This window comes from Micromonospora rifamycinica, from assembly GCF_900090265.1.
Lineage (GTDB): Bacteria > Actinomycetota > Actinomycetes > Mycobacteriales > Micromonosporaceae > Micromonospora > Micromonospora rifamycinica.
Genome location: NZ_LT607752.1, coordinates 3,796,054 through 3,814,912, shown reverse-complemented (window position 1 = coordinate 3,814,912; position 18,859 = coordinate 3,796,054). Strand labels below are relative to the sequence as shown.

Annotated in this window: 21 protein-coding genes and 1 riboswitch; of the genes, 11 read left to right on the top strand and 10 right to left on the bottom strand. The window is 74.3% G+C overall.

What is annotated here, in order from left to right; genetic code table 11:
- Nucleotides 1-148 precede the first annotated feature (148 nt).
- From GA0070623_RS15575 to GA0070623_RS15560, 4 genes are all read right to left on the bottom strand, one after another.
- Entirely contained in the window at nucleotides 149-574 is a 426-nt protein-coding gene (locus GA0070623_RS15575) for a pyridoxamine 5'-phosphate oxidase family protein (RefSeq protein ID WP_067311313.1), read from the bottom strand.
- A gap of 46 nt (nucleotides 575-620) precedes the next feature.
- The gene (locus GA0070623_RS15570) at nucleotides 621-986 is read right to left on the bottom strand and encodes a YkvA family protein (RefSeq protein WP_067311316.1); all 366 of its coding nucleotides are present in this window, start codon (nucleotides 984-986) and stop codon (nucleotides 621-623) included.
- 109 nt (nucleotides 987-1,095) lie between these two features.
- Nucleotides 1,096-1,917, bottom strand: a complete 822-nt coding sequence (locus tag GA0070623_RS15565; protein ID WP_084261436.1) for a hypothetical protein — start codon at nucleotides 1,915-1,917, stop codon at nucleotides 1,096-1,098.
- A gap of 264 nt (nucleotides 1,918-2,181) precedes the next feature.
- Nucleotides 2,182-2,559, bottom strand: a complete 378-nt coding sequence (locus tag GA0070623_RS15560) for a hypothetical protein (RefSeq protein WP_067311319.1) — start codon at nucleotides 2,557-2,559, stop codon at nucleotides 2,182-2,184.
- Nucleotides 2,560-2,801: 242 nt separating this feature from the next.
- Between GA0070623_RS15560 and GA0070623_RS15555 the strand changes: the two genes are divergently transcribed.
- Entirely contained in the window at nucleotides 2,802-3,422 is a 621-nt protein-coding gene (locus tag GA0070623_RS15555) for a lipocalin family protein (RefSeq protein ID WP_067311322.1), read from the top strand.
- 200 nt (nucleotides 3,423-3,622) lie between these two features.
- Here the strand turns inward: GA0070623_RS15555 and GA0070623_RS15550 are convergent, their stop codons facing one another.
- The gene (locus GA0070623_RS15550) at nucleotides 3,623-3,955 is read right to left on the bottom strand and encodes a helix-turn-helix transcriptional regulator (protein WP_067311324.1); all 333 of its coding nucleotides are present in this window, start codon (nucleotides 3,953-3,955) and stop codon (nucleotides 3,623-3,625) included.
- Nucleotides 3,956-4,166: 211 nt separating this feature from the next.
- On the opposite strand from GA0070623_RS15550, the gene GA0070623_RS15545 reads away from it, so the two are divergent.
- Nucleotides 4,167-4,856: a carbonic anhydrase gene (locus tag GA0070623_RS15545; RefSeq protein WP_067311332.1), complete on the top strand. Its 690-nt coding sequence runs from the start codon at nucleotides 4,167-4,169 to the stop codon at nucleotides 4,854-4,856.
- Nucleotides 4,857-5,034: 178 nt separating this feature from the next.
- Here the strand turns inward: GA0070623_RS15545 and GA0070623_RS15540 are convergent, their stop codons facing one another.
- The 3 genes from GA0070623_RS15540 to GA0070623_RS15530 form a co-directional block, all read right to left on the bottom strand.
- Nucleotides 5,035-6,060 carry a coiled-coil domain-containing protein gene (locus GA0070623_RS15540; protein WP_067311335.1) on the bottom strand — a complete coding sequence of 342 codons (1,026 nt, stop codon included), beginning with the start codon at nucleotides 6,058-6,060 and terminating at the stop codon, nucleotides 5,035-5,037.
- A gap of 3 nt (nucleotides 6,061-6,063) precedes the next feature.
- Nucleotides 6,064-6,195, bottom strand: a riboswitch (cyclic di-AMP (ydaO/yuaA leader).
- A 166-nt stretch (nucleotides 6,196-6,361) separates the two neighbouring features.
- Complete coding sequence (locus GA0070623_RS15535; RefSeq protein ID WP_089004077.1) at nucleotides 6,362-7,705, bottom strand: YibE/F family protein; 1,344 nt, start codon at nucleotides 7,703-7,705, stop codon at nucleotides 6,362-6,364.
- Between the two features lie 168 nt (nucleotides 7,706-7,873).
- The gene (locus GA0070623_RS15530; RefSeq protein ID WP_067315248.1) at nucleotides 7,874-8,173 is read right to left on the bottom strand and encodes a metal-sensitive transcriptional regulator; all 300 of its coding nucleotides are present in this window, start codon (nucleotides 8,171-8,173) and stop codon (nucleotides 7,874-7,876) included.
- Nucleotides 8,174-8,267: 94 nt separating this feature from the next.
- Here GA0070623_RS15530 and GA0070623_RS15525 point away from each other — a divergent pair, with 94 nt between their 5' ends.
- The 5 genes from GA0070623_RS15525 (at nucleotide 8,268) to GA0070623_RS15505 (ending at nucleotide 11,985) form a co-directional block, all read left to right on the top strand.
- Nucleotides 8,268-8,474: a heavy-metal-associated domain-containing protein gene (locus GA0070623_RS15525; protein ID WP_067315236.1), complete on the top strand. Its 207-nt coding sequence runs from the start codon at nucleotides 8,268-8,270 to the stop codon at nucleotides 8,472-8,474.
- 34 nt (nucleotides 8,475-8,508) lie between these two features.
- Entirely contained in the window at nucleotides 8,509-8,736 is a 228-nt protein-coding gene (locus GA0070623_RS15520; RefSeq protein ID WP_067315238.1) for a hypothetical protein, read from the top strand.
- On the top strand, nucleotides 8,733-10,994 hold the full coding sequence (locus GA0070623_RS15515; RefSeq protein WP_067315241.1) for a heavy metal translocating P-type ATPase: 2,262 nt from the start codon (nucleotides 8,733-8,735) through the stop codon (nucleotides 10,992-10,994). The genes GA0070623_RS15520 and GA0070623_RS15515 overlap by 4 nt, the downstream gene beginning before the upstream one ends.
- A 166-nt stretch (nucleotides 10,995-11,160) precedes the next feature.
- Entirely contained in the window at nucleotides 11,161-11,334 is a 174-nt protein-coding gene (locus tag GA0070623_RS15510; protein WP_067315243.1) for a CsbD family protein, read from the top strand.
- Nucleotides 11,335-11,466: 132 nt separating this feature from the next.
- Nucleotides 11,467-11,985, top strand: a complete 519-nt coding sequence (locus GA0070623_RS15505) for a hypothetical protein (protein WP_067315245.1) — start codon at nucleotides 11,467-11,469, stop codon at nucleotides 11,983-11,985.
- Between the two features lie 93 nt (nucleotides 11,986-12,078).
- On the opposite strand, the gene GA0070623_RS15500 is transcribed toward GA0070623_RS15505, so the two are convergent.
- Complete coding sequence (locus tag GA0070623_RS15500) at nucleotides 12,079-13,305, bottom strand: DUF2786 domain-containing protein (protein ID WP_231932378.1); 1,227 nt, start codon at nucleotides 13,303-13,305, stop codon at nucleotides 12,079-12,081.
- 165 nt (nucleotides 13,306-13,470) lie between these two features.
- On the opposite strand from GA0070623_RS15500, the gene GA0070623_RS15495 reads away from it, so the two are divergent.
- Nucleotides 13,471-14,343: a DUF3152 domain-containing protein gene (locus tag GA0070623_RS15495; protein WP_231932376.1), complete on the top strand. Its 873-nt coding sequence runs from the start codon at nucleotides 13,471-13,473 to the stop codon at nucleotides 14,341-14,343.
- A 41-nt stretch (nucleotides 14,344-14,384) separates the two neighbouring features.
- On the opposite strand, the gene GA0070623_RS15490 is transcribed toward GA0070623_RS15495, so the two are convergent.
- Nucleotides 14,385-14,813: an ATP-binding protein gene (locus GA0070623_RS15490; protein WP_067312060.1), complete on the bottom strand. Its 429-nt coding sequence runs from the start codon at nucleotides 14,811-14,813 to the stop codon at nucleotides 14,385-14,387.
- Nucleotides 14,814-15,196: 383 nt separating this feature from the next.
- On the opposite strand from GA0070623_RS15490, the gene GA0070623_RS15485 reads away from it, so the two are divergent.
- From GA0070623_RS15485 to kdpA, 3 genes are all read left to right on the top strand, one after another.
- Nucleotides 15,197-16,732, top strand: coding sequence for a glycosyltransferase family A protein (locus tag GA0070623_RS15485; protein ID WP_067312057.1), 1,536 nt, complete (start codon nucleotides 15,197-15,199; stop codon nucleotides 16,730-16,732).
- Between the two features lie 368 nt (nucleotides 16,733-17,100).
- Nucleotides 17,101-17,190, top strand: a complete 90-nt coding sequence (gene kdpF / locus GA0070623_RS15480) for a K(+)-transporting ATPase subunit F (RefSeq protein ID WP_067312053.1) — start codon at nucleotides 17,101-17,103, stop codon at nucleotides 17,188-17,190.
- On the top strand, nucleotides 17,190-18,845 hold the full coding sequence (kdpA, locus tag GA0070623_RS15475) for a potassium-transporting ATPase subunit KdpA (protein ID WP_067312050.1): 1,656 nt from the start codon (nucleotides 17,190-17,192) through the stop codon (nucleotides 18,843-18,845). The genes kdpF and kdpA overlap by 1 nt, the downstream gene beginning before the upstream one ends.
- The last annotated feature ends 14 nt before the right edge of the window (nucleotides 18,846-18,859 follow it).

The following is an 18,859-nucleotide window of genomic DNA, read 5'->3' as shown; positions in this document are numbered from 1 at the left end:
CGGCTCCCTGCCGGGGCCTGTACCCATCCCGGGTCGGCCGAACCCGCCGCCGTCGATGAGTGAACGGCCGGCACCCGCAGCCGTCCCGACCGGTCCGCGTGGGTGGCCGGTCCGCGTGGGTGGCCGGTCCGTCCGGTGGGGACGGACGTCAGACCGATACCGGAGGCGGGAGGGCGCCGAGCAGGCGGGTCACGGTGATCTCGATGACCACCCGCTCCGGGTTGGGGCGCGGCTGCCGGTAGCGCTCGGCGTACCGGCGCTCCGCCTCGGCCACCGCGGCGGCGTCCGTGCGCAGCACCGCCCGCCCCTCGATGGTCAGCCACCGACGGCCGTCGACGTGGCAGGCGGCCACCGGCACCCCCGCCGGGCCGGCGGCGGCGACCAGCCGGGCCTTGGCCGAGCCGCCGGACGTGATCACCCGGGCCAGCCCGGCCGCCGGGTCGTAGGTCACCCCGACCGGTACCACGTGCGGTGTGCCGTCGGCGCGCAGCGTGGTCAGCGTGGCCAGGTGCCGTTCCCGGCAGAACGCGAGAACCCGCTCGTCGTAGCGGTCCAACCGATGCCTACCGGCCATGTCCGTTCCCCGTCTCGTGGCCGACGTCGCCCCGGCTCGGCTCTGATCATGACACGATCCGGCGGGCCTGGCCCGGCTCTGGCGGGACACCGGAGCGGCCCGGGAGCGCGGTGTCCGGCTGGCCGGGCACCCGGCGGTCGGCCGTCCGGCGCCGGTGGACCAGCCGGGTCAGGTAGAACAGCGCGCCGGCCAGCACACCCATGTCGTCCAGGTAGATCGGGTCGGGCAACACGTCGACGGGGAGGACCGTGTAGATCAACGCGCCGTAGAAGGCCACCCTGCCGCCCACGCCGAGCGTGCCCAGCAACCGTCGGGTGCGGACCACCCGTACCGCCAGCAGCACCGCACCGACCAACGTCGCCAGCGCCAGGACGCCACCGACCACCACGAGCGCCCACATCTCCCCGGACATGCCCGCAACGCTAGCCGAGCACCGGGCACCGCGCCGCCGTCCGTGGTCGATGCGACGGGCGGGCCTATGACCGGTGAGCCTACGGCGGGCGGGCCTACGGCGGGTCGGTTCAGTAGGCGGCCACGGCGGCCCGGCCGCGGGCCACGGTGGGATTCTCCCGGGTGGTTTCCGCCGACGGGCGCGGGCTCTCCGACATCGGCAGCACCGACTCGGCCCGCTCCGGTCGGCGGTCGCGCGCGGCGAACGCCTCGTCCCGCAGGCTGCGGGCCGCCGCGCCGGCCAGGTCGGCGGCCCGCCAGGCCGCCTGCTCCCGGGCGACCGCCGTCCGGTGCCGGGCCGCCAGGTGGTCCCGCGTCGCGCGACGCAGCACCAGCTCCTGCTCCACCGGGTGCCGGCGCGGATCCCAGCCGGCGCGGTGCGCGAAGACGTCGTCGAGCTGCGCGTCCGACAGCTCGCCCCGACGGTGCGCGTCCACGGCGGCCCGGTGCAGCCAGCGCTCCCGGTCGGCGTACTCGGCCGGGGTCTGGCCGGTGTGCGGCAGCGGCATGACCGCGGCGGCGGCGAGCCGGCGCAGGTGCGCCTCGGCCCCCTCCAGCGCCGTCCAGGCCGACTCGACCTCCTCCTGGGCGGTCAGCCACTCGGCGCGCAGCCGGTCGGCGGTGGTGCCCGCCCGCTCGGCCGCCACGGCGACCTCCTCGGCGTACCGGGTGTGCTCCCGGAGCTGCTCGGCGCGCTCGGGGTCGGTGGGCAGGGCGGCGGCCCGGAACCGGCCGCCCACCGCCGGCCGGAACCGGTCGGGGCGGACCACCAGGACCGCGACGGCGACGGCCGCGACGGCGAGCAGGATCAGCCAGATTCCGGCGGCGGCGGGGACGTCGGGTAGGACGGCGGAGAAGACGGTCTGCATCACCAGCACCTCACGGTGGGACATCGACGTGGACGGAAGGGGAACCTGGCCGGTAGGGGCGGGAGCTGCGGGCGGCGTGTCCTGAGCGGACCGGACCCGGTCCAGCCCGGTCCGGATCGGGCTCGGGCCGGGTTCGACCGGCTCGGACCGGTGCCTGACCCGTACCTGGCTCGGGACCTGGCTCAGGGCCGGACTCGGCTCAGGCTCGGGCTCGGACCCGGGCGCGGTCGGGTCGGTCCGGGCGCGCCGGTCGGACGGGCACGGGGGTGCCGAGGGGTGCCGCCCCGCTCAGCTCCGGGGCGGGCCGCGCCGGCCGGTGGCGTCCCGGAGCGGGTCCGGCGTCGCCACGTCCACCCGCGCGGCGGGTCGGACCGTGGGCTCGGCGGCGGACCCGGCCGGCAGCGGCCGGATGGGATCGGGGGCGGGCCGCCCGGACCCGGGACGGGTGTCCACGGGTCGGTCGTCACCGGGCCGGGTGTCGGTGGGTAGCGCAGCCACCCGGGAGGTCACCACGGGCGGGCGGGTGGCAGCGGCGGCCGGGCCGTCGGTGGTGGCGGCGAACAGGCCGCCGAGGCCGACGGCGAGCACCAGCGCGGTGACCGCCAGCCGGGTCAGGTCGCGCAGCCTCGACACCCAGACGGGCCGGGTGGAGGCTACGCGGATCACCCGTCCAACCTATCCCTACCTGACCGTCCGCGCAGCGTCGGCGACCCGGTCGGCCAGGTGACCCGGGCCACGGTGTGCCCTGTGGACGGACCGTTCCCACCCGGGATACGTACGCCGACCTGCTCCTGGATGCATCGACAGGGATGACAAGGCCGACAGTTTCCCCCCGCTCGGTCCGGGAACTTCCCCGACGGCGCGACGCCCCGCCGCGCCGGGACCGACAGACCGGAGGAGACCATCCAATGGGAGTACGTCGTCAGGCCGCCGTCGCCACCGCGAAGGTGCTGGCCACCGCCGTCGCCACCACGACGGTGCTGGCCACCGCCGTACCCGCGCAGGCCGCGCCGACCACCGTCGACACCGGACCGCTCACCCCGGTCGCCGAGGTCGACGTCGAGCGGTACGCGGGTGACTGGTACCAGGTCGCCGCCGTTCCGGCGATCTTCGAGATCCAGTGCTACAAGAACGTCCGGGCCCGCTACGACGTACAGCCCGACGGAACCGTCGGGGTGCGCAACACCTGCCAGACCATCGTCGGCACCACCAGCGCGGTGACCGGTCGGGCGCGCAGCGAGAACCCGCCGGCCGACTCGGCGCTGACCGTGTCGTTCCTCAAGCTCGGCAGCCGCTGGATCTACCTGGGCGGTCCGAACTACGTGGTGATCGGGCTCGACCCCGACTACCGGTGGGCGGTCGTCGGTGACCCGGACCGCAGCACCGGCTTCGTCCTGTCCCGCGAGCCCGCGCTGACCGGGGCGCAGACGACGGCGGCGAAGGCGGCGCTCACCGCCAACGGCTACGACCTCTGCGACTTCCGCACCACCCGGCAGGACGGCGGCGGGCAGGCCGGCAGCTTCTGCTGAGCGGGCCGCCGACCCGGCGGTCGTCCGCAGGGCCGGGTCGCCGCCCCGTGCGGTGGCCCGGCCCGACCGCATGCGGTGCCTCGACCCGGTGTGGTGTCCCGGACCGGCTCGGTCCGGTGGCTCGACCCGGTCGGGTGGCGCGGTGGGCCGCCGGGCTCCCTGGCGGCCCGGGCATGCCCGGGGCGGGGTGGGCCGTCGGGTCAGCCGTCCTGGTCGGCGTGGTCGGGGGTGAAGAGGGCGAGCAGGTCACCGACCTGACGGTCGGCCTCGGCGGGGTGCCGGAAGTGCCCGCTCGGGTCGATGGTGTATTCGTTGCGCCGACCGACCCGGGTCCGCCGCAGGTAGCCGCCGGACTCCAGGTCCGCGACGATGGCCTGGGCGGCCCGTTCGGTCACCCCGACCTCCTCGGCGACGTCCCGGAGCCGGGCGGTGGGGTTGCGGGCGATGGCCAGCAGCACGTGACCGTGGTTGGTGAGGAACGTCCAGTTGCGGGCGCTCCCGGCGCTGTCCGTGGTCTTCGCCATACCGGTCATCGTATGGCCCGAGCGCGGGGAACCCGCCGTCGGCCGGCGTTCGCGTCCGTCCCGGCCGGCTGTCGACCCGCCGCCGACATCGCTGCGACCAAAGCCTGAAACGTGTATCACGAAATCTTGACGTACCTTTAGCTGCGTGTGACCGTGGGAACACGGCCGTCGGTGCCGCCGGCCGGCGTGAGCAGGCACGATTCCGGACCGAGGTGAGGCAATGGGCCCGATCACTCCGACCCAGGCGCTGGCCGAGTTGCAGGCCGGCAACCGGCGTTTCGTCGCCGGTGAGCCCCGCCACCCCAACCAGGGCGCGGTCCACCGGGCGGCCGTCGCCGACGGCCAGCACCCCTTCGCGGTCATCGTCGGCTGCTCCGACTCCCGGCTCGCCGCCGAGATCATCTTCGACCGGGGTCTGGGTGACCTCTTCGTGGTCCGGACCGCCGGGCACACCGCCGGCCCCGAGGTGCTCGGCAGCGTCGAGTACGCGGTGACCGTCCTGGGCACGCCGCTGGTGGTGGTGCTCGGGCACGACTCCTGCGGTGCGGTACAGGCCGCCCGGGAGGCGGCCCGCACCGGCACCCAGCCCCCGGGGCACCTCTACTCGGTGGTCGCCGCCGTCGGGCCGAGCCTGCGCCGGGCGGCCCAGCAGGGGGTGCACGACATCGACGGGATCGTCGACATCCACATCGCGCAGACCGTCGAGGTGCTGCTCGGCAACTCGCCGGTGATCGCCGCCGAGGTGGCCGCCGGGCGGTGCGCGGTGGTCGGCATGTCCTACCGGCTCGCCGCCGGTGAGGTCCGCCAGGTGGCCCCGGCGCACGCTCCGGCCGCCCTCACCGCCGCCGTCCCCGGGCCTGCCGTGGTGCCGGCGGGTGCCGACGCCGCTCCGGCGGCCGTCGCCGGCTGAGGCACGCCCGTCGCCGGCCGTCGCCGGCTGGGGCACGCCCGTCGACGGCCGTCCGGCCGAGACCCGCTCACGGCGGAGGCCGCCCGGTTCGACCGGGCGGCCTCCGCCGTGAGTGCTCGCTCGACCCACCGGGTCGAGGACGCGGTGTCCGGGATTCGGATGCCGCGTCGTCGCGTCGCTACAACAGGGACACGTGTACGTGGTCGGTGTGGTTGGACGGGCCGGAGTAGGAACTCCATCCGTTGGCCGGGAACCAGATCTGCCGGTTCCAGATCACGTAGTAGATGCCCAGCCGGTCCGCGTTGCGGAGCAGGAACGCGGCGAGGTTGTTGCCGTACATCCGGGTGTCGTTGTTGTGCCACGGGCTGAAGCCGCTCTTCTGCAACGACCAGTCACACGCCTTGCCCTTGGGGTGCTCCCAGGGACCACCGGGACGGTAGCAGCCGACGAACCGGTTGAAGCCGGCCCGCTTGACCTCCTTGTACATGTGCAACGTGCGCGGGGTGATGCAACCGGACGTGGTCGGGTCGTTCTCGCTGCACGACTCGGCACGCCAGTCGCCGTCGGCCGTCTGGCCCGGCGCGATGCGGGCCACCGGCGAGGTGGCGTCGACCAGGCCGCCGGTGAAGCCCCGGCCACCGACCAGGGCCAGTGCCTTGTCCGCCTCGGTCTTCTTCTTGGCCATCAGGTTGGTCTGCTTCTGCTGCTCACGGACCTCGGCGTCGACGGCGAGCTTGGCCTTCTCGGCCCGGGTCCTCACCTCGTTGACCTCGGCCAGCTTGCCGGCGTTGACCATGTTCAGCTCGTCCAGGGCGGCGGCCCGCCGGACGAAGGCGTCCGGGGCGTCGCTCTCCAGCAGGGCGGCGACCGCGCCGACCCGACCCGTCCGGTACGACTGGGCGGCGATCTCGTTGACCTGCGGGGCCAGCGCGGTCAGCTCCTGCTCGGCCTTCTCCACCTCGATGGCGTACTCGAGCTGGCGCTTCTTGGACTTCTCCAGCCGGTTCTTCGCCGCCGAGTACTCCCGGTTGGTGGCCTCGATGACGTCGGTGAGCAGCTTCGGCTCCTCGTCCTCCTCGTGGCCCGAGGGGGAGGGTGCGTTGGGTGCCGCCGTCGCGGGGGCGGCGGTGGGCCCGGCGACGATCGCCAGGGCGGCGAGCACGGCCACTGCCGGCGTCAGCCAGCGGCGTAGGGGTGCCGTCACAGTTTTCCCTTCCGTCGACCGCCGACCGGGTTAGCTGACGGGTTCGGGACGGAAGTGGCCCCTACCGCTGGCGCGGATTCACCCCAGGTGCTCGGTTCCCCGGCTCGCCGTACGGCGATTGGGCGGTGGCCCCGCTGGCGCCGGTGGGCGCCTTCGGCGGTGACCGGCAGCGAGGTTACCCGAGAGTCGTAGCAGGAATCTACGGCCACAACCCGGCGAAATACGTATTTTCCCGATAGCGGCCGGTGACCAGCGGCGGGATCGACAGTGGTGACCCCGCCTCCGGTCACGAAGCGGAGTGTCACCATGCCGCTTCCGTGTTCCCCTCCGGATCCGCCCACCGGGCGGGGGCCGGGGTGGACGGTCCGCCGGGTCGGGGCGCGCCCAGCGCCTGCCACGCCTCGGCCCGGTCGGGAGCCGGGCGCGGGGTGGGCGGCGGCCCGGCCGCGGCGGCGTCGGCGGGGCCGCGGCCGGCGGTGGTGACCAGCGCGGCCAGCCCGGTCGTCAGCGGCACCGCCGCCACCAGCCCGAGGGTGGCCACCGCGCTCCGGACGATCTCCTGGGCCAGGAACTCGCTGGTGAGGATCTGCCCCAGCGGCCGGCTGTCGGCGGTGAGCAGGAGCAGCAGCGGCAGCGAAGCCCCCGCGTACGCCAGCACGATGGTGTTCACCGTGGAGGCGATGTGCGCCCGGCCGACCCGGGTGGCGGCCCGGTAGAGCTGCAACCGGGAGAGCCCGGGATTGGCGTGGGCCAACTCGGTGACGGTGGCCGCCTGGGTGACGGTCACGTCGTCCAGCACGCCGAGCGAGCCGATGATGATCCCGGCCAGCAGCAGGCCGTGCAGGTCCACGTCGCGCTGGTACATCGACAGCGTGGTGGCCTCCTCGCTGCCGTACCCGGTCAGGTGGGTGGCGGCGGTGGCCAGCGTGCCCAGGACCCCGGTCAGCACCAGGCTGCCCAGGGTGCCGAGGACCGCCACCGAGGTCTGCGCGGTGATCCCGTGGGTCAGGTACAGCACCACGAACATGATCAGCGCGGCGCCGGTGATCGCGATGGGCAGCGGTGCGCCCCCGGCGGAGATGCCCGGCACCACGAAGGTCAGCAGGATGGCGAAGCTGGCGCCGAGACCGGCCAGGGCGGCCAGCCCACGGAGCCGGCCGAACGCCACGATCGCCGCCGCGAACAGGGCGACCAGCCAGAGCAGCGGCGTACCCCGCTGGTGCTCGGCGATGTGGTAGCTGACCGCCACCGGGTCGGTCGGGTCGGTCAGCGCGACCAGCACCACCTCGTCACCGACGGCCACCGTCGGTGCCCCCGGCCCGGACGGGACCGGCGTCTCGACCTGCTCACCGCTGTCCGGCCCCTGCTCGACGGCGACCGTCACCGTGCCGCACGGGCCGGCGTCCGCCCCGGACGGCCCGTCGGGGGTCTCCGGCGCGGGCGGGCAGGGTTCGGTCACCACCCGGGTCACCGTGCCGTGGTGGCGGGGCACCTGCTCGCCCTGGTCGATCCGCCGGGTCTCGCCCGGCCAGAGCAGCAGCGTGGCGACCACCGTGACGACGATGAGCGGAACCACCGTCAGGACGAGTATCCGCCGCACCCGGGGCGGGGTGGACGGAGCGGTACGGGTGTGGTCGGCGCCCATGCGTGCGAGTTCTCCCAACGGTCCGGGACGGGATACCGGTCGGCCGGCCGACCGGTTCATCCCGCGGGCGGCGGTCGTCGTCGGACGATGGTAGCCACCACCCCGGCCCGCCGGGTTAGCCCTGCCCACGGTATGCCGAGGGGTGCGTTCACCCCCGGCCGCGGCGGGTCAGCCGCGCTTCATCAGCCGGCCGACGGCGGCCATCATCTCGGCGGCCATCTCGTCGGCCCGGCCCTCGGCGGCCCCCTCGTGCATGCAGTGCCGGGCGTGGCCGTCGAGCAGGCCGAGGGCGACCTTGTCCAGGGCGGCCTGGACGGCGGAGATCTGGGTGAGCACGTCGATGCAGTACCGGTCGTCGTCGACCATCTTCTCGATGCCCCGGACCTGCCCCTCCACGCGGCGCAGCCGCGCGAGCAGCTGGTCCTTGCTGGCGGTGTAGCCCCGGACGGGGTTGCTCGGTGTGGTCATGGCCACCACGATAGCCTACCCCCGGGGGGTATGTTACGGTCGTCGGGCAGGGTACCCCTGGGGGGTATATTGGAGGAGAGGGAGGGAGCACGCCATGATCACGAACTACCAGGTGAAGGGCATGACCTGCGGGCACTGCGTCAGTGCGGTGAGCGCCGAACTGGCCGCGCTGGACGGGGTGACCGAGGTGCAGGTGGACCTGGCCTCCGGCCGGGTGACCGTCACCAGCGCCGGTCCGTTGGACACCGGTGACGTGCGGGCCGCCGTCGACGAGGCCGGCTACGACCTCGTCGAGGCGTGACCGGGCGGTCGCGGCGGGAGACCGGGGTGGACCGATGAACACGGCGACCAGGCTGGGCGGCTTCGCCCTCCTGCTCGCGGCGGTGTTCGGCGCGGCGTACGGGGGCGGTCAGCTGGCCGGCCCCGTCGCGCCACCCGCCGACACCCGCCACGACCCCGCGCACACCCCGGCGTCCCCCACCGTCACCGACGTCCCCCGCCCGACGCCGACCGGCACCGACGGCCCCGGGCACCCGCACGGTCGACCGGAGGCGCCGCGATGACCCCCACCACGAGCAACCCGCCCACCGCCCCGCACCTGATCGAACTCGCCATCGGCGGCATGACCTGCGCGTCCTGCGCCGCCCGGATCGAGAAGAAGCTCAACCGGATGGACGGGGTCGAGGCGAGCGTCAACTACGCCACCGAGAAGGCCACCGTCCGGTACGCCGACCGGATCACCCCGGACGACCTGATCGCCACCGTCGAGAAGACCGGCTACACCGCCGTCGTGCCGCCGCCGCCCGCCCCGGCCGGGGCGGAACCGGCCGGCGAACCGGTGGACGCGCTGGCCGCCCTGCGTACCCGGCTGCGGGTGTCGGCCGTGCTGACCGTGCCGGTGATCGTGCTGGCGATGGTGCCGGCCTGGCAGTTCACCTACTGGCAGTGGCTGTCGCTGACCCTGGCCGCCCCGGTGGTGGCGTACGGCGGACTGCCGTTCCACCGGGCGGCCTGGACCAACCTGCGGCACGGCGCGGCGACCATGGACACCCTGGTGTCGCTCGGCACCCTCGCCGCGTTCGGCTGGTCGCTGTGGGCACTCTTCCTCGGCGACGCCGGGACGCCCGGGATGACCCACCCCTTCCGGCTGGACGTGACCCGCACCGACGGCACCGGCAACATCTACCTGGAGACCGCCGCCGGGGTGACCGTGTTCCTCCTCGCCGGCCGCTACTTCGAGGCCCGGTCCAAGCGGACCGCCGGGGCGGCCCTGCGTGCCCTGCTCGAACTCGGCGCGCGGGACGTCGCCGTGCTGCGCGGTGGGGTGGAAGCCCGGATCCCGGTCGACCAGCTCGTGGTGGGCGACCGGTTCGTGGTCCGGCCCGGGGAGAAGATCGCCACCGACGGGCGGGTCGAGGAGGGCACCTCGGCGGTCGACGCCAGCATGCTCACCGGCGAGTCGGTCCCGGTCGAGGTCGGCCCCGGCGACGTGGTGGCCGGTGCCACCGTGAACGCGGGCGGCCGGCTGGTGGTCACCGCCACCCGGGTCGGTGCGGACACCCAGCTCGCCCAGATGGCCCGGCTGGTGGAGGCGGCGCAGACCGGCAAGGCGGCCGTGCAGCGGCTGGCCGACCGGATCTCCGGGGTGTTCGTGCCGGTGGTGATCGCGTTGGCCGTCGGCACGCTGGGCTGGTGGCTGGGGACCGGCGCCGGCCCGACCGCCGCCTTCACCGCCGCCGTGGCGGTGCTGATCATCGCCTGCCCGTGCGCGCTCGGCCTGGCCACCCCGACCGCGCTGCTGGTGGGCACCGGGCGGGGTGCCCAGCTCGGCATCCTGATCAAGGGGCCGGAGGTGCTGGAGTCGACCCGGCAGGTCGACACGGTGGTGCTGGACAAGACCGGCACGGTCACCACCGGGCGGATGACCCTGGTCGACGTCCGTCCCGCCGAGGGGCAGGACCGGGCCGAACTGCTCCGGCTCACCGGGGCGGTGGAGGCCGGCTCGGAGCACCCGATCGCCCGTGCGGTGGCGACCGCTGCCGCCGAGGCCGGTGAACTGCCGCCGGTCACCGGGTTCGCCGCCGCCGAGGGGCTCGGCGTCACCGGCACCGTCGACGGCCACGACCTGGTCGTCGGGCGGCCGAGGCTGCTCCGCGAGCGCGGTCTGGACGTACCGGACGAGGTGGTCCGGGCGGTGACCGAGGCGGAGGCCGCCGGTCGGACGGCGGTGGTGGCGGGTTGGGCCGGGCAGGCCCGGGGCGTCCTCGCGGTCGCCGACGTGGTCCGGCCCACCAGCCGGGCGGCGATCGGCGCGCTGCGCGACCTGGGCCTCACTCCGGTGCTGCTCACCGGGGACAACGCGACCGTCGCGCGGGCGGTGGCCGCCGAGGTGGGCATCGACCGGGTGACCGCCGGGGTGCTGCCGGCCGACAAGGTCGACGAGGTGCGCCGGCTCCAGGAGCAGGGTCGTACGGTCGCCATGGTCGGCGACGGGATCAACGACGCCGCCGCGCTGGCCCGGGCCGACCTGGGGCTGGCCATGGGCACCGGCACCGACGTGGCGATCGAGGCGTCCGACCTCACCCTGGTCCGGGGCGACCTGGTCGCCGCGGTGGACGCGATCCGGCTCTCCCGGCGCACGCTCGCCGTGATCAAGGGAAACCTGTTCTGGGCGTTCGCCTACAACGTGGCCGCCCTGCCGCTGGCCGCCGCCGGACTGCTCAACCCGATGATCGCCGGGGCGGCGATGGCCTTCTCGTCGGTCTTCGTGGTCGCCAACAGCCTCCGCCTCCGCCGGTTCCCGGCGACCGTTCTGCGGTGATCCGGCCGCCGGTGTCGGATCGGGCGGTCCACGGCCGCCCACGGTCCGCGGTGGGTGACGCAGACCTCCTGATCGACCCGGCAAGACGGTGGGTCGGGAGTTTTGGGGGTGGGGGTCGGGGGTAGTTCAGGTGGTGTTGGAAGACATGCTCGTACGGGAGGCTCTCATGGGATTCGACGACAAGATCGAAAACACGACCGAGAACACCGCCGGCAAGATCAAGGAGGGTGTGGGCCGGGCGACCGACAACGAGCGCCTGGAGGCCGAGGGTCGCAACGACCAGGCCAAGTCCAGCCTCAAGCAGGCCGCCGAGAAGGTCAAGGACGCCTTCAAGAGCTGACCCACGCCCTTCCGCACGCCGGACCGACAGCCGTCGGTCCGGCGTGCGGCGCGTCGGGGGTGCGCCGTCGGCCCGCCGGGTCGTACGGCATCGTGTCCGGGGTACCGCCGCCACATCGAAACGGGGAAGTCGATGCACCGCAGCTCCGCCACCGCGTTCACCCTCGCCGTCCTCGTCGTCCTCGCCGCCGGCTGTGCCGACGACACCGACACCGACACCGACACCGACGCCGCGCCCGGTCCGTCGGCCACCGTCACCGCCACCGGGGAGGCCACGCCCGACGCGGTGGTCCCCACCACCGCCACCGCCAGCCCGACCACGGGCAGCGCCCTGAACACCACACAGGTCTGTCGCGCGGTCGACCAGTTGATCATCGACGGTAGTCGGCAGATCGTCGCCGACTCGACCGCGGCAACCCGTGAGGAACTCACCCCGGAACAGCTCAACGGCAAACTCAAGGGGCGGTTGAGCCGGCTCGCCGACGACGTGCGCGGGCAGGCCCGCCGGGCCCAGGACGCCCGGATCAAGAAGCTGATCGACGACACCGCCGCGAAGATCGACGACGGGGCGGCCGCCAAGAGCCCGGCGAGCTGGATGGGCAAGGAGTTCGTCGACATCCCGCCCCGGCTCACCCGCGACTGCCACGCCTGAGTCACCCCCACGCGGCCGGCCCGCAGAGCCCGGGGGCCGGGCGGTGTCCGGTGGGCCGGTCTTCCCGGCGTCGGCCGGCCCGTGGCGGGTGGGTCAGCGTCGGCCGGGCAGCGGCCGGTTCGCCGGGGCGTCCCCGGCCAGCGAGGCGCGGTCGGCGGCGGCGGTGCCGGACTGCCACCCTTCGACGTCCCGCACGTTGAGCCGGGCCCGGGTGGCACCGGGGAAGAGGGTGTCCATCCGCTCGCGTACCGCGTCGGAACGGGCGGCGAGCACCGGGAGCAGCCGGTCCGGCCCGGCGGCCGCCGTCGCCTGCCGGCTCGCCTCCTCGGTCGCGGCCCGCAGCCGTTCGCCGATCCGCTGGGCGAACGCGTGCAGGAACGCCTCGTCGTAGGCCCTGGTGCGCCGGCCGCCGCCCCGGCGTTCCCGGCGTCCGCGCAGCATCGCGGCGGTGGCCTGCACCAGCAGCGAGGTGTGCAGCAGCTCCACGGCCGCCAGGTCGGCGGGGAAGCCGAGCACGGTGGCGAAGCCGAGGTCGTCCGACCAGACCGACTCGCACCGGTTCGCCGTCGCCACCTCCTGCACCAGCAGCGCCTTCGCCCCCGCGTACGGCGCGTCGGTGCCGATCCGGATCCCGCCGGGCCGGTCCGGGTGGGCGGCGGTGGCCTCGACCAGCGCCTGTTCCAGGCTGTGCCGGGCGATCAGCTCCTGGGCCTTGCCGGTGAACGCCTCCGCCTCGGCGGGGAAGGTGGTGGACTCCGCCTTGGCCAGCAGCGCCCGTACCCGGTCGAGGACGCGTGATCCGCTCGGCCCGGACCCGGTCGCGCCGCCGGAGCCGCCGGGCGGCGGGCGGAGCACCGCGACCGGCGGCAGCCCGGTCAGCAGGGCCAGCATCTCGACCCCGTCGCGCAGCGCGGTGATCCGGTCCGTTCCCTCCCGGCCCGCCCGGCCGGCGTCGTCGTCACCGCGGAACCGGGCGTCCAGGCTGGTCAACTGGTCGTCCCACCACTGCGGCACCGGGCCGGGCCGGGCCGCGCGGTCGGCGGCGAGCGCGTCGGCCAGCAGCCGGCCGGGGCGTGCGCCGAGCCGGCGGGTCACGATCCGGGCCACGTCGGTCGGCTGCCAGCCGCGCGGCCAGAGCCGGGCGAGGGCGGCGACCAGCCGGTCGCGCAGCGCGGCGTCCACCGCCGCCGGGCCGCCGTCGTCGCCGACCCCCGCCGGGCCGCCGCCGACCACCAGCAGGTCCAGCTTCCGCTCCGCGTCGCGTACGTCGGAGCCGCGGACCGCCGCGACCGCGGCGGTGATGAGGGCGTCGGCGTCCACGGGGTCCTTCCTCGGAGCTGGCGACCGGGTGATGTCCGGATGGTCGGGAGTGTCTGCCCGGCCACGGTACCCGTACCCGGATTGCCTACCCCGGGGACTCATCCGTACGGCCCTCCCGCCCGTACTCCTGCCCGGAGTGGACCGAGGTGGACGGGGAGGCGAACGGTGAGCACCCTGACGGTGAGCGAGGCCGCCGACCGGGGCCGGCACCGGGGACGCCGCCGGCGTGCCACCCCGGCCGGTGTGCTGACGGCGGTGCTGGTGGTGGCCGCCCTGGCCGCCGGTGGCGCGGTGGTGGCCCAACGGCAGGGCGTCGACCTGGGAGCACTCGTCGGCGACGTACGACGGGAACCGGTGCGGCCGGCCGCCGCCGCGGTGCCGCCCGCGCCGCCCCGGGGGGAGGTCCCGGCCGCGGCCGGATCGCCCGCCCCCGCCCCGGCGGTGCGCTACCCGCAGCGCGGCACCGGTACCTGGCGGACGGCGACCGCCCAGGGTGCGGTCGCCGGGCGGAGCGGCCAGTTGCTGCGCTACCGGGTGGCGGTGGAGGGCGGCATCGACGACGTGGACCCGGAACGGTTCGGCCGGGAGGTGGCGGTGGTGCTCGCCGACCGCCGGGGTTGGACCGCCGATGGCCGGTGGCGGCTGCAGCGGGTCGGTGCCGACGCCCCGGCCGACTTCACCGTGCTGCTGACCACCCCGGTCACCCGGGGCGAGCTGTGCGGGGACACCTCGGACCGGTACACCTCCTGCCGCAACGGCGACCGGGTGGTGATCAACGTGGCCCGGTGGGCGCGTGGGGTGCCGGATTTCCGGGGCGACCTCGGCAGCTACCGGTCGTACGTGCTGAACCACGAGGTGGGGCACCGGCTGGGCCGGGGCCACGAACGCTGCCCGGCGGCGGGCGGACCGGCGCCGGTGATGCAGCAGCAGACCCTCGGCCTGCACGGTTGCCGCCCGAACCCCTGGCCGACGGTGGGCGGCAGCCTGTTCACCGGCCCCGCCGGGGAGTACGACGACCCCATCCCGGCCGGCGACTGAGCCGCCCGGTCCCGGTCAGCGGCTGAGCCGCCCGGTCCCGGTCAGCGGCGGGGGAAGGACGCCCAGATGTTCTTGGTGCGGTCGGTGGCGTACCAGCCGACCTCCAGGGAGACCGCCATGGCGATCTGGAGCCCCCGGCCGCCCGCTCCCATCGGCCGGGTGTCGGCCAGCTCGGGGATGGTGCTGAGATCGTGGTCGGCCACGTCGAGGATGAGCGAGTCGTCAACGGTGAGTAAACGGACAATCGTTGGCGGAATACCATGCTTGAGGGCATTGGTGGCCAGTTCGGTGGCGACCAGGACGATCAGCTCGGGCACCTCGTCCATGCGCTGCCCGTCGAGGAGCCGCTCGCCGGTCAGGGCCTCGTGCAGGGACGCCCGCAGGTCCCGCAGACCGGCGGGGTCGGCCAGCTCCCAGCGGCGCAGTTCGGTGGCCTGCGGCGGGGGCGGCGAGGTGAGCAGCTGTGCCATGACACCGGTTTACCCTGCGTAGCGGTCTCCTATGCCGGCCCCGGCGGTCGGGGATTCGTCGTCTCCGGGCCGCCGGGAGGTGCGTCGTACGACATCCGTCCGGGCCGGTCGGCGGGCGGCCCGCCGGGCGTCGGGGTGCGGCGGGAAAATGTGGTTCGGACCACTGTCGAGGATGGTCGGCCAGGCCGGAACGGGTGGTGCTCCGCCGGTCCGCCGACTACCGGAGGAATCAGCCGGTGCCGCCCTGCCGTCAGCGCTCACGGTCGCGTAAAGTCCGCAAACTGAACGGGCCATCTCGGCGACGGAACGCCCCGGTTGCGGGTGCCCGTCCGCACGGTTGGGCGCACCCCCGCGCCGGCTCGCGGACCGCCTCAGGAAGAGCCATGACCGCCAGTACGAATGCCCCGAAGGTGACCGTCGTGGTCCCCGCGTACAACTCGGGACCGCACATCGAGAAGCTCGTCACCTCGTTGCTGCGGCAGTCGCTGCCGGCCGGCGAGTTCGAGGCGATGTTCGTCGACGACGGCTCGACCGACTCGACCGGCGCCCGGCTCGACGAACTGGCCGCCGCCCACCCGCACTTCCGGGTGCTGCACATCGACAACTCCGGCTGGCCGTCGCGGCCCCGCAACCTCGGTGTCGAGCACGCCCGCGGCGAGTACGTCTTCTTTGCCGACGACGACGACTGGTTCGGCGAGGAGGCCCTGGAGCGCCTGTACGCCTGCGCGACCGCGCACGACGCGGACCTGGTGATCGGCAAGATGGCCGGACACCGTCGGTCGGTGCCGCGCGAGCTGTTCCGGCGCAACCGGTTCGACGCCACCCTGGAGAACGCGCCCCTGATCGACAGCCTCACCGCGCACAAGCTGTTCCGGCGCTCCTTTCTCGTCGAGCACGACCTGCGTTTCCCGGAGGGCAAGCGGCGGCTGGAGGACCACGTACTGGTCACCCGGGCCTACTTCCTGTCCCGACGCACCTGCGTGCTGGCCGACTACGTCTGCTACCACCACCAGCGGCGCACCGACGCCGGCAACGTCACCGCCACCGCGCTGGAGCCGGCCGGCTACTTCGTCAACCTCCGCGAGGCGCTCGACATCGTCGACGCCCACACCGACCCCGGCCCGCTGCGCGACCGGCTGCACCGGCGGTGGCTGCGTAACGAGATGGTCTCCCGGCTGCGCGGTCGGCGGCTGCTCGACGCGCCCGCCGACTGGGTGGACCAGCTGGTGGACGAGGCGCGGCGGGTGATCCGGGACCGGTTCGCCCCGGGCGTCGCCGCCGGCCTGCCGCCGCTGCAGCGGATCATCACCCGGCTGATCGAGCAGGGCCGCACGGCCGACCTGCGCCGGCTGGCCCGGTGGGAGACGGCCGTCCGGGCCACCGCCACCGTGCAACGGGTCGCGCCGGCGGGCACCACCCTGACCGTCTCCCTCACCGCCGAGCTGTGCTCCGGCGACCGGCCGCTCACCCTCACCGCCGACGGTGAACAGCGGCTGCTGGTGGTTCCGGTGGACGACCTGCCGGCCGACCTGCGGGACGCGACCACCGGGGTCAAGCAGTCCCGGCTCGACGTGGTCGCCCGACGGCGGGACACCCGGGAGGAGTTCTTCGTGCCGGTGACCGGGACGGTGGAGCTGGTCCCGTCGGACGACGGCACGGTGCGGCTGGTCCAGCACGGCACCGCCCGGCTCGACAGCGGCACGCTCAACGGGGGCCGCAGCCGGGGCACCTGGGACCTGAAGGCCCGGGTCACCAGTTGCGGCTGGACCGAGGACACCCTGCTCCCGGTGGCGTTCCGCTGCGCGGCCGGCGGTGCCCCACCGGTCGTCGTGCCGCATCCGGGCAGCCTGCGTTTCCGGCTGCGCCGGGCGGTGGCCCGTAGGGTGCCCGAGTCGATCCGGCGGGCCATCCGCCGCTGACCGGTCCGGCGGCCACCCCGCCGACCCGGCCCGGCCCGCCCGCAGCGGGACCGGCACCGCCGTGACCACCGTCGCTGCCCCTGCACGGTCGTGACCAGCGCCACCGCCCCGGCACCGCCGTGACCACGGTCACCGACCCGGGCGGCCGGCGTGAAGAACGCGTCAAGAAACCGGGGTTGCGCGTCACGGTCGCGTTATGGACCCTGCCCGTCCGGACGACGGCGCGTTGTGATTGCCCGGCGTGGCCGGAAGGCGGTCACGACGTACGCGTCCGTTGAGGGAGTCCGCGTGTCTGACGTGGTGTTCGTGCTGGTGACGGTGGTGCTGTTCGCGGCGCTCGCCCTCGTGGTGAGGGGCGTGGAGAAGCGGTGAACGCCGTCAACGCCGTCGGCCTGGTGCTGGCGATCGGTCTGGGTGTGTTCATGGTCGTCGCGCTGCTGTTTCCGGAGCGCTTCTGATGACCACGAGGACAGCCGGCATCGTTTTCGTGTTGTCCCTGGTGGTGGCGCTCGCCGTCGCGTACCGCCCGGTCGGCGACCACCTGTACCGGTCGGTCGCCGGCACCCGCCAGTCCCGGGTGGAGCGTGGGGTGTTCCGGCTGGTCGGGGTGAACCCGGCCGCCGAACAGTCGTGGGGCGTCTACGCCCGCAGCGTGCTGGCCTTCTCTGCCGTCTCGGTGCTGTTCCTCTACGCCCTCCAGCGGTGGCAGAACCACCTGTGGCTGTCGCTGGGCTTCGACCCGGTGGTCCCGCACGGGGCCTGGAACACCGCGGTGTCCTTCGTGACCAACACGAACTGGCAGTGGTATTCGGGCGAGTCGACCATGGGGCACCTGGTGCAGATGGCCGGGCTGGCGGTGCAGAACTTCGTCTCCGCCGCGGTGGGCATCGCCGTGGCGGTGGCGCTGATCCGGGGTTTCGCCCGCAGCCGTACGGGCGAGGTGGGCAACTTCTGGGTCGACCTGGTGCGGATCGTGCTGCGGGTGCTGCTGCCGGTCGCGGTGCTCGGCGCGCTGGTGCTGATGCTCGGCGGCGTGGTCCAGAACCTCTCCGCCGGCACCGACGTGACCACCCTGACCGGCGGCGGCCAGAGCCTCCCCGGAGGCCCGGTGGCCAGTCAGGAGGTGATCAAGGAGTTGGGCACCAACGGCGGTGGCTTCTACAACGCCAACAGCGCCCACCCGTTCGAGAACCCCACCGCCTGGACGAACTGGGTCGAGCTGTTCCTGATCCTGCTGATCCCGTTCAGCCTGCCCCGGGTCCTCGGCCGGATGGTCGGGCAGCAGCGGCAGGGCTACGCCGTCGTCGCGGTGATGGCCGTCCTGGCGCTCGGCAGCGTCGCCCTCACCACCGGCTTCGAGTCGGCCGGGCAGGGCACCGTGCCGCAGGCGGTCGGCGCGGCACTGGAGGGTAAGGAGGTCCGCTTCGGCGTGTCGGACTCGGCGACGTTCGGGGCGGTCACCACGCTGACCTCGACCGGTGCGGTCAACTCGTTCCACGACTCGTACACCGCGCTGGGCGGAATGATGACGCTGGGCAACATGATGCTCGGCGAGGTCGCCCCCGGCGGGGTCGGCGCGGGCCTGTACGGGCTGCTGGTCCTCGCGGTGATCACGGTGTTCGTCGCCGGCCTGATGGTCGGCCGGACGCCGGAGTACCTGGGTAAGAAGATCGGCACCCGGGAGATCACCTTCGCCTCGCTGTACTTCCTGGTCACCCCGGCCCTGGTGCTGACGGGAACCGCCACCGCCTTCGCCACCGGCAACGACGCGACCGCGCTGAACACCGGCCCGCACGGCCTGACCGAAGTGCTCTACGCGTTCACCTCGGCGAGCAACAACAACGGCTCGGCGTTCGCCGGGATCACCGTGAACACCGCGTGGTGGAACACCGCGCTGGGCCTGTGCATGCTGCTGGGCCGGTTCCTGCCGATCATCTTCGTGCTCGCCCTGGCCGGCTCGCTCGCCCGCCAGGCACCCGTCCCCGCCTCCGAGGGCACCCTGCCGACGCACCGACCGCTCTTCGTCGGGATGGTCGTCGGCGTCACGGTGGTCCTGGTGGCGCTCACCTTCCTGCCCGCGCTCGCGCTCGGCCCGTTGGCCGAAGGGTTGTGACCCGTATGAGGAAC

Excerpts from the sequence above, each read along its gene's own strand:
- GA0070623_RS15575 (WP_067311313.1), bottom strand. The coding sequence starts at position 574 with ATGGCCGGTAGGCATCGGTTGGACCGCTACGACGAGCGGGTTCTCGCG.
- GA0070623_RS15570 (WP_067311316.1), bottom strand. The coding sequence starts at position 986 with ATGTCCGGGGAGATGTGGGCGCTCGTGGTGGTCGGTGGCGTCCTGGCG.
- GA0070623_RS15565 (WP_084261436.1), bottom strand. The coding sequence starts at position 1,917 with ATGTCCCACCGTGAGGTGCTGGTGATGCAGACCGTCTTCTCCGCCGTC.
- GA0070623_RS15555 (WP_067311322.1), top strand. The coding sequence starts at position 2,802 with ATGGGAGTACGTCGTCAGGCCGCCGTCGCCACCGCGAAGGTGCTGGCC.
- GA0070623_RS15550 (WP_067311324.1), bottom strand. The coding sequence starts at position 3,955 with ATGACCGGTATGGCGAAGACCACGGACAGCGCCGGGAGCGCCCGCAAC.
- GA0070623_RS15545 (WP_067311332.1), top strand. The coding sequence starts at position 4,167 with ATGGGCCCGATCACTCCGACCCAGGCGCTGGCCGAGTTGCAGGCCGGC.
- GA0070623_RS15535 (WP_089004077.1), bottom strand. The coding sequence starts at position 7,705 with ATGGGCGCCGACCACACCCGTACCGCTCCGTCCACCCCGCCCCGGGTG.
- GA0070623_RS15530 (WP_067315248.1), bottom strand. The coding sequence starts at position 8,173 with ATGACCACACCGAGCAACCCCGTCCGGGGCTACACCGCCAGCAAGGAC.
- GA0070623_RS15525 (WP_067315236.1), top strand. The coding sequence starts at position 8,268 with ATGATCACGAACTACCAGGTGAAGGGCATGACCTGCGGGCACTGCGTC.
- GA0070623_RS15520 (WP_067315238.1), top strand. The coding sequence starts at position 8,509 with ATGAACACGGCGACCAGGCTGGGCGGCTTCGCCCTCCTGCTCGCGGCG.
- GA0070623_RS15515 (WP_067315241.1), top strand. The coding sequence starts at position 8,733 with ATGACCCCCACCACGAGCAACCCGCCCACCGCCCCGCACCTGATCGAA.
- GA0070623_RS15510 (WP_067315243.1), top strand. The coding sequence starts at position 11,161 with ATGGGATTCGACGACAAGATCGAAAACACGACCGAGAACACCGCCGGC.
- GA0070623_RS15505 (WP_067315245.1), top strand. The coding sequence starts at position 11,467 with ATGCACCGCAGCTCCGCCACCGCGTTCACCCTCGCCGTCCTCGTCGTC.
- GA0070623_RS15490 (WP_067312060.1), bottom strand. The coding sequence starts at position 14,813 with ATGGCACAGCTGCTCACCTCGCCGCCCCCGCCGCAGGCCACCGAACTG.
- GA0070623_RS15485 (WP_067312057.1), top strand. The coding sequence starts at position 15,197 with ATGACCGCCAGTACGAATGCCCCGAAGGTGACCGTCGTGGTCCCCGCG.
- kdpA (WP_067312050.1), top strand. The coding sequence starts at position 17,190 with ATGACCACGAGGACAGCCGGCATCGTTTTCGTGTTGTCCCTGGTGGTG.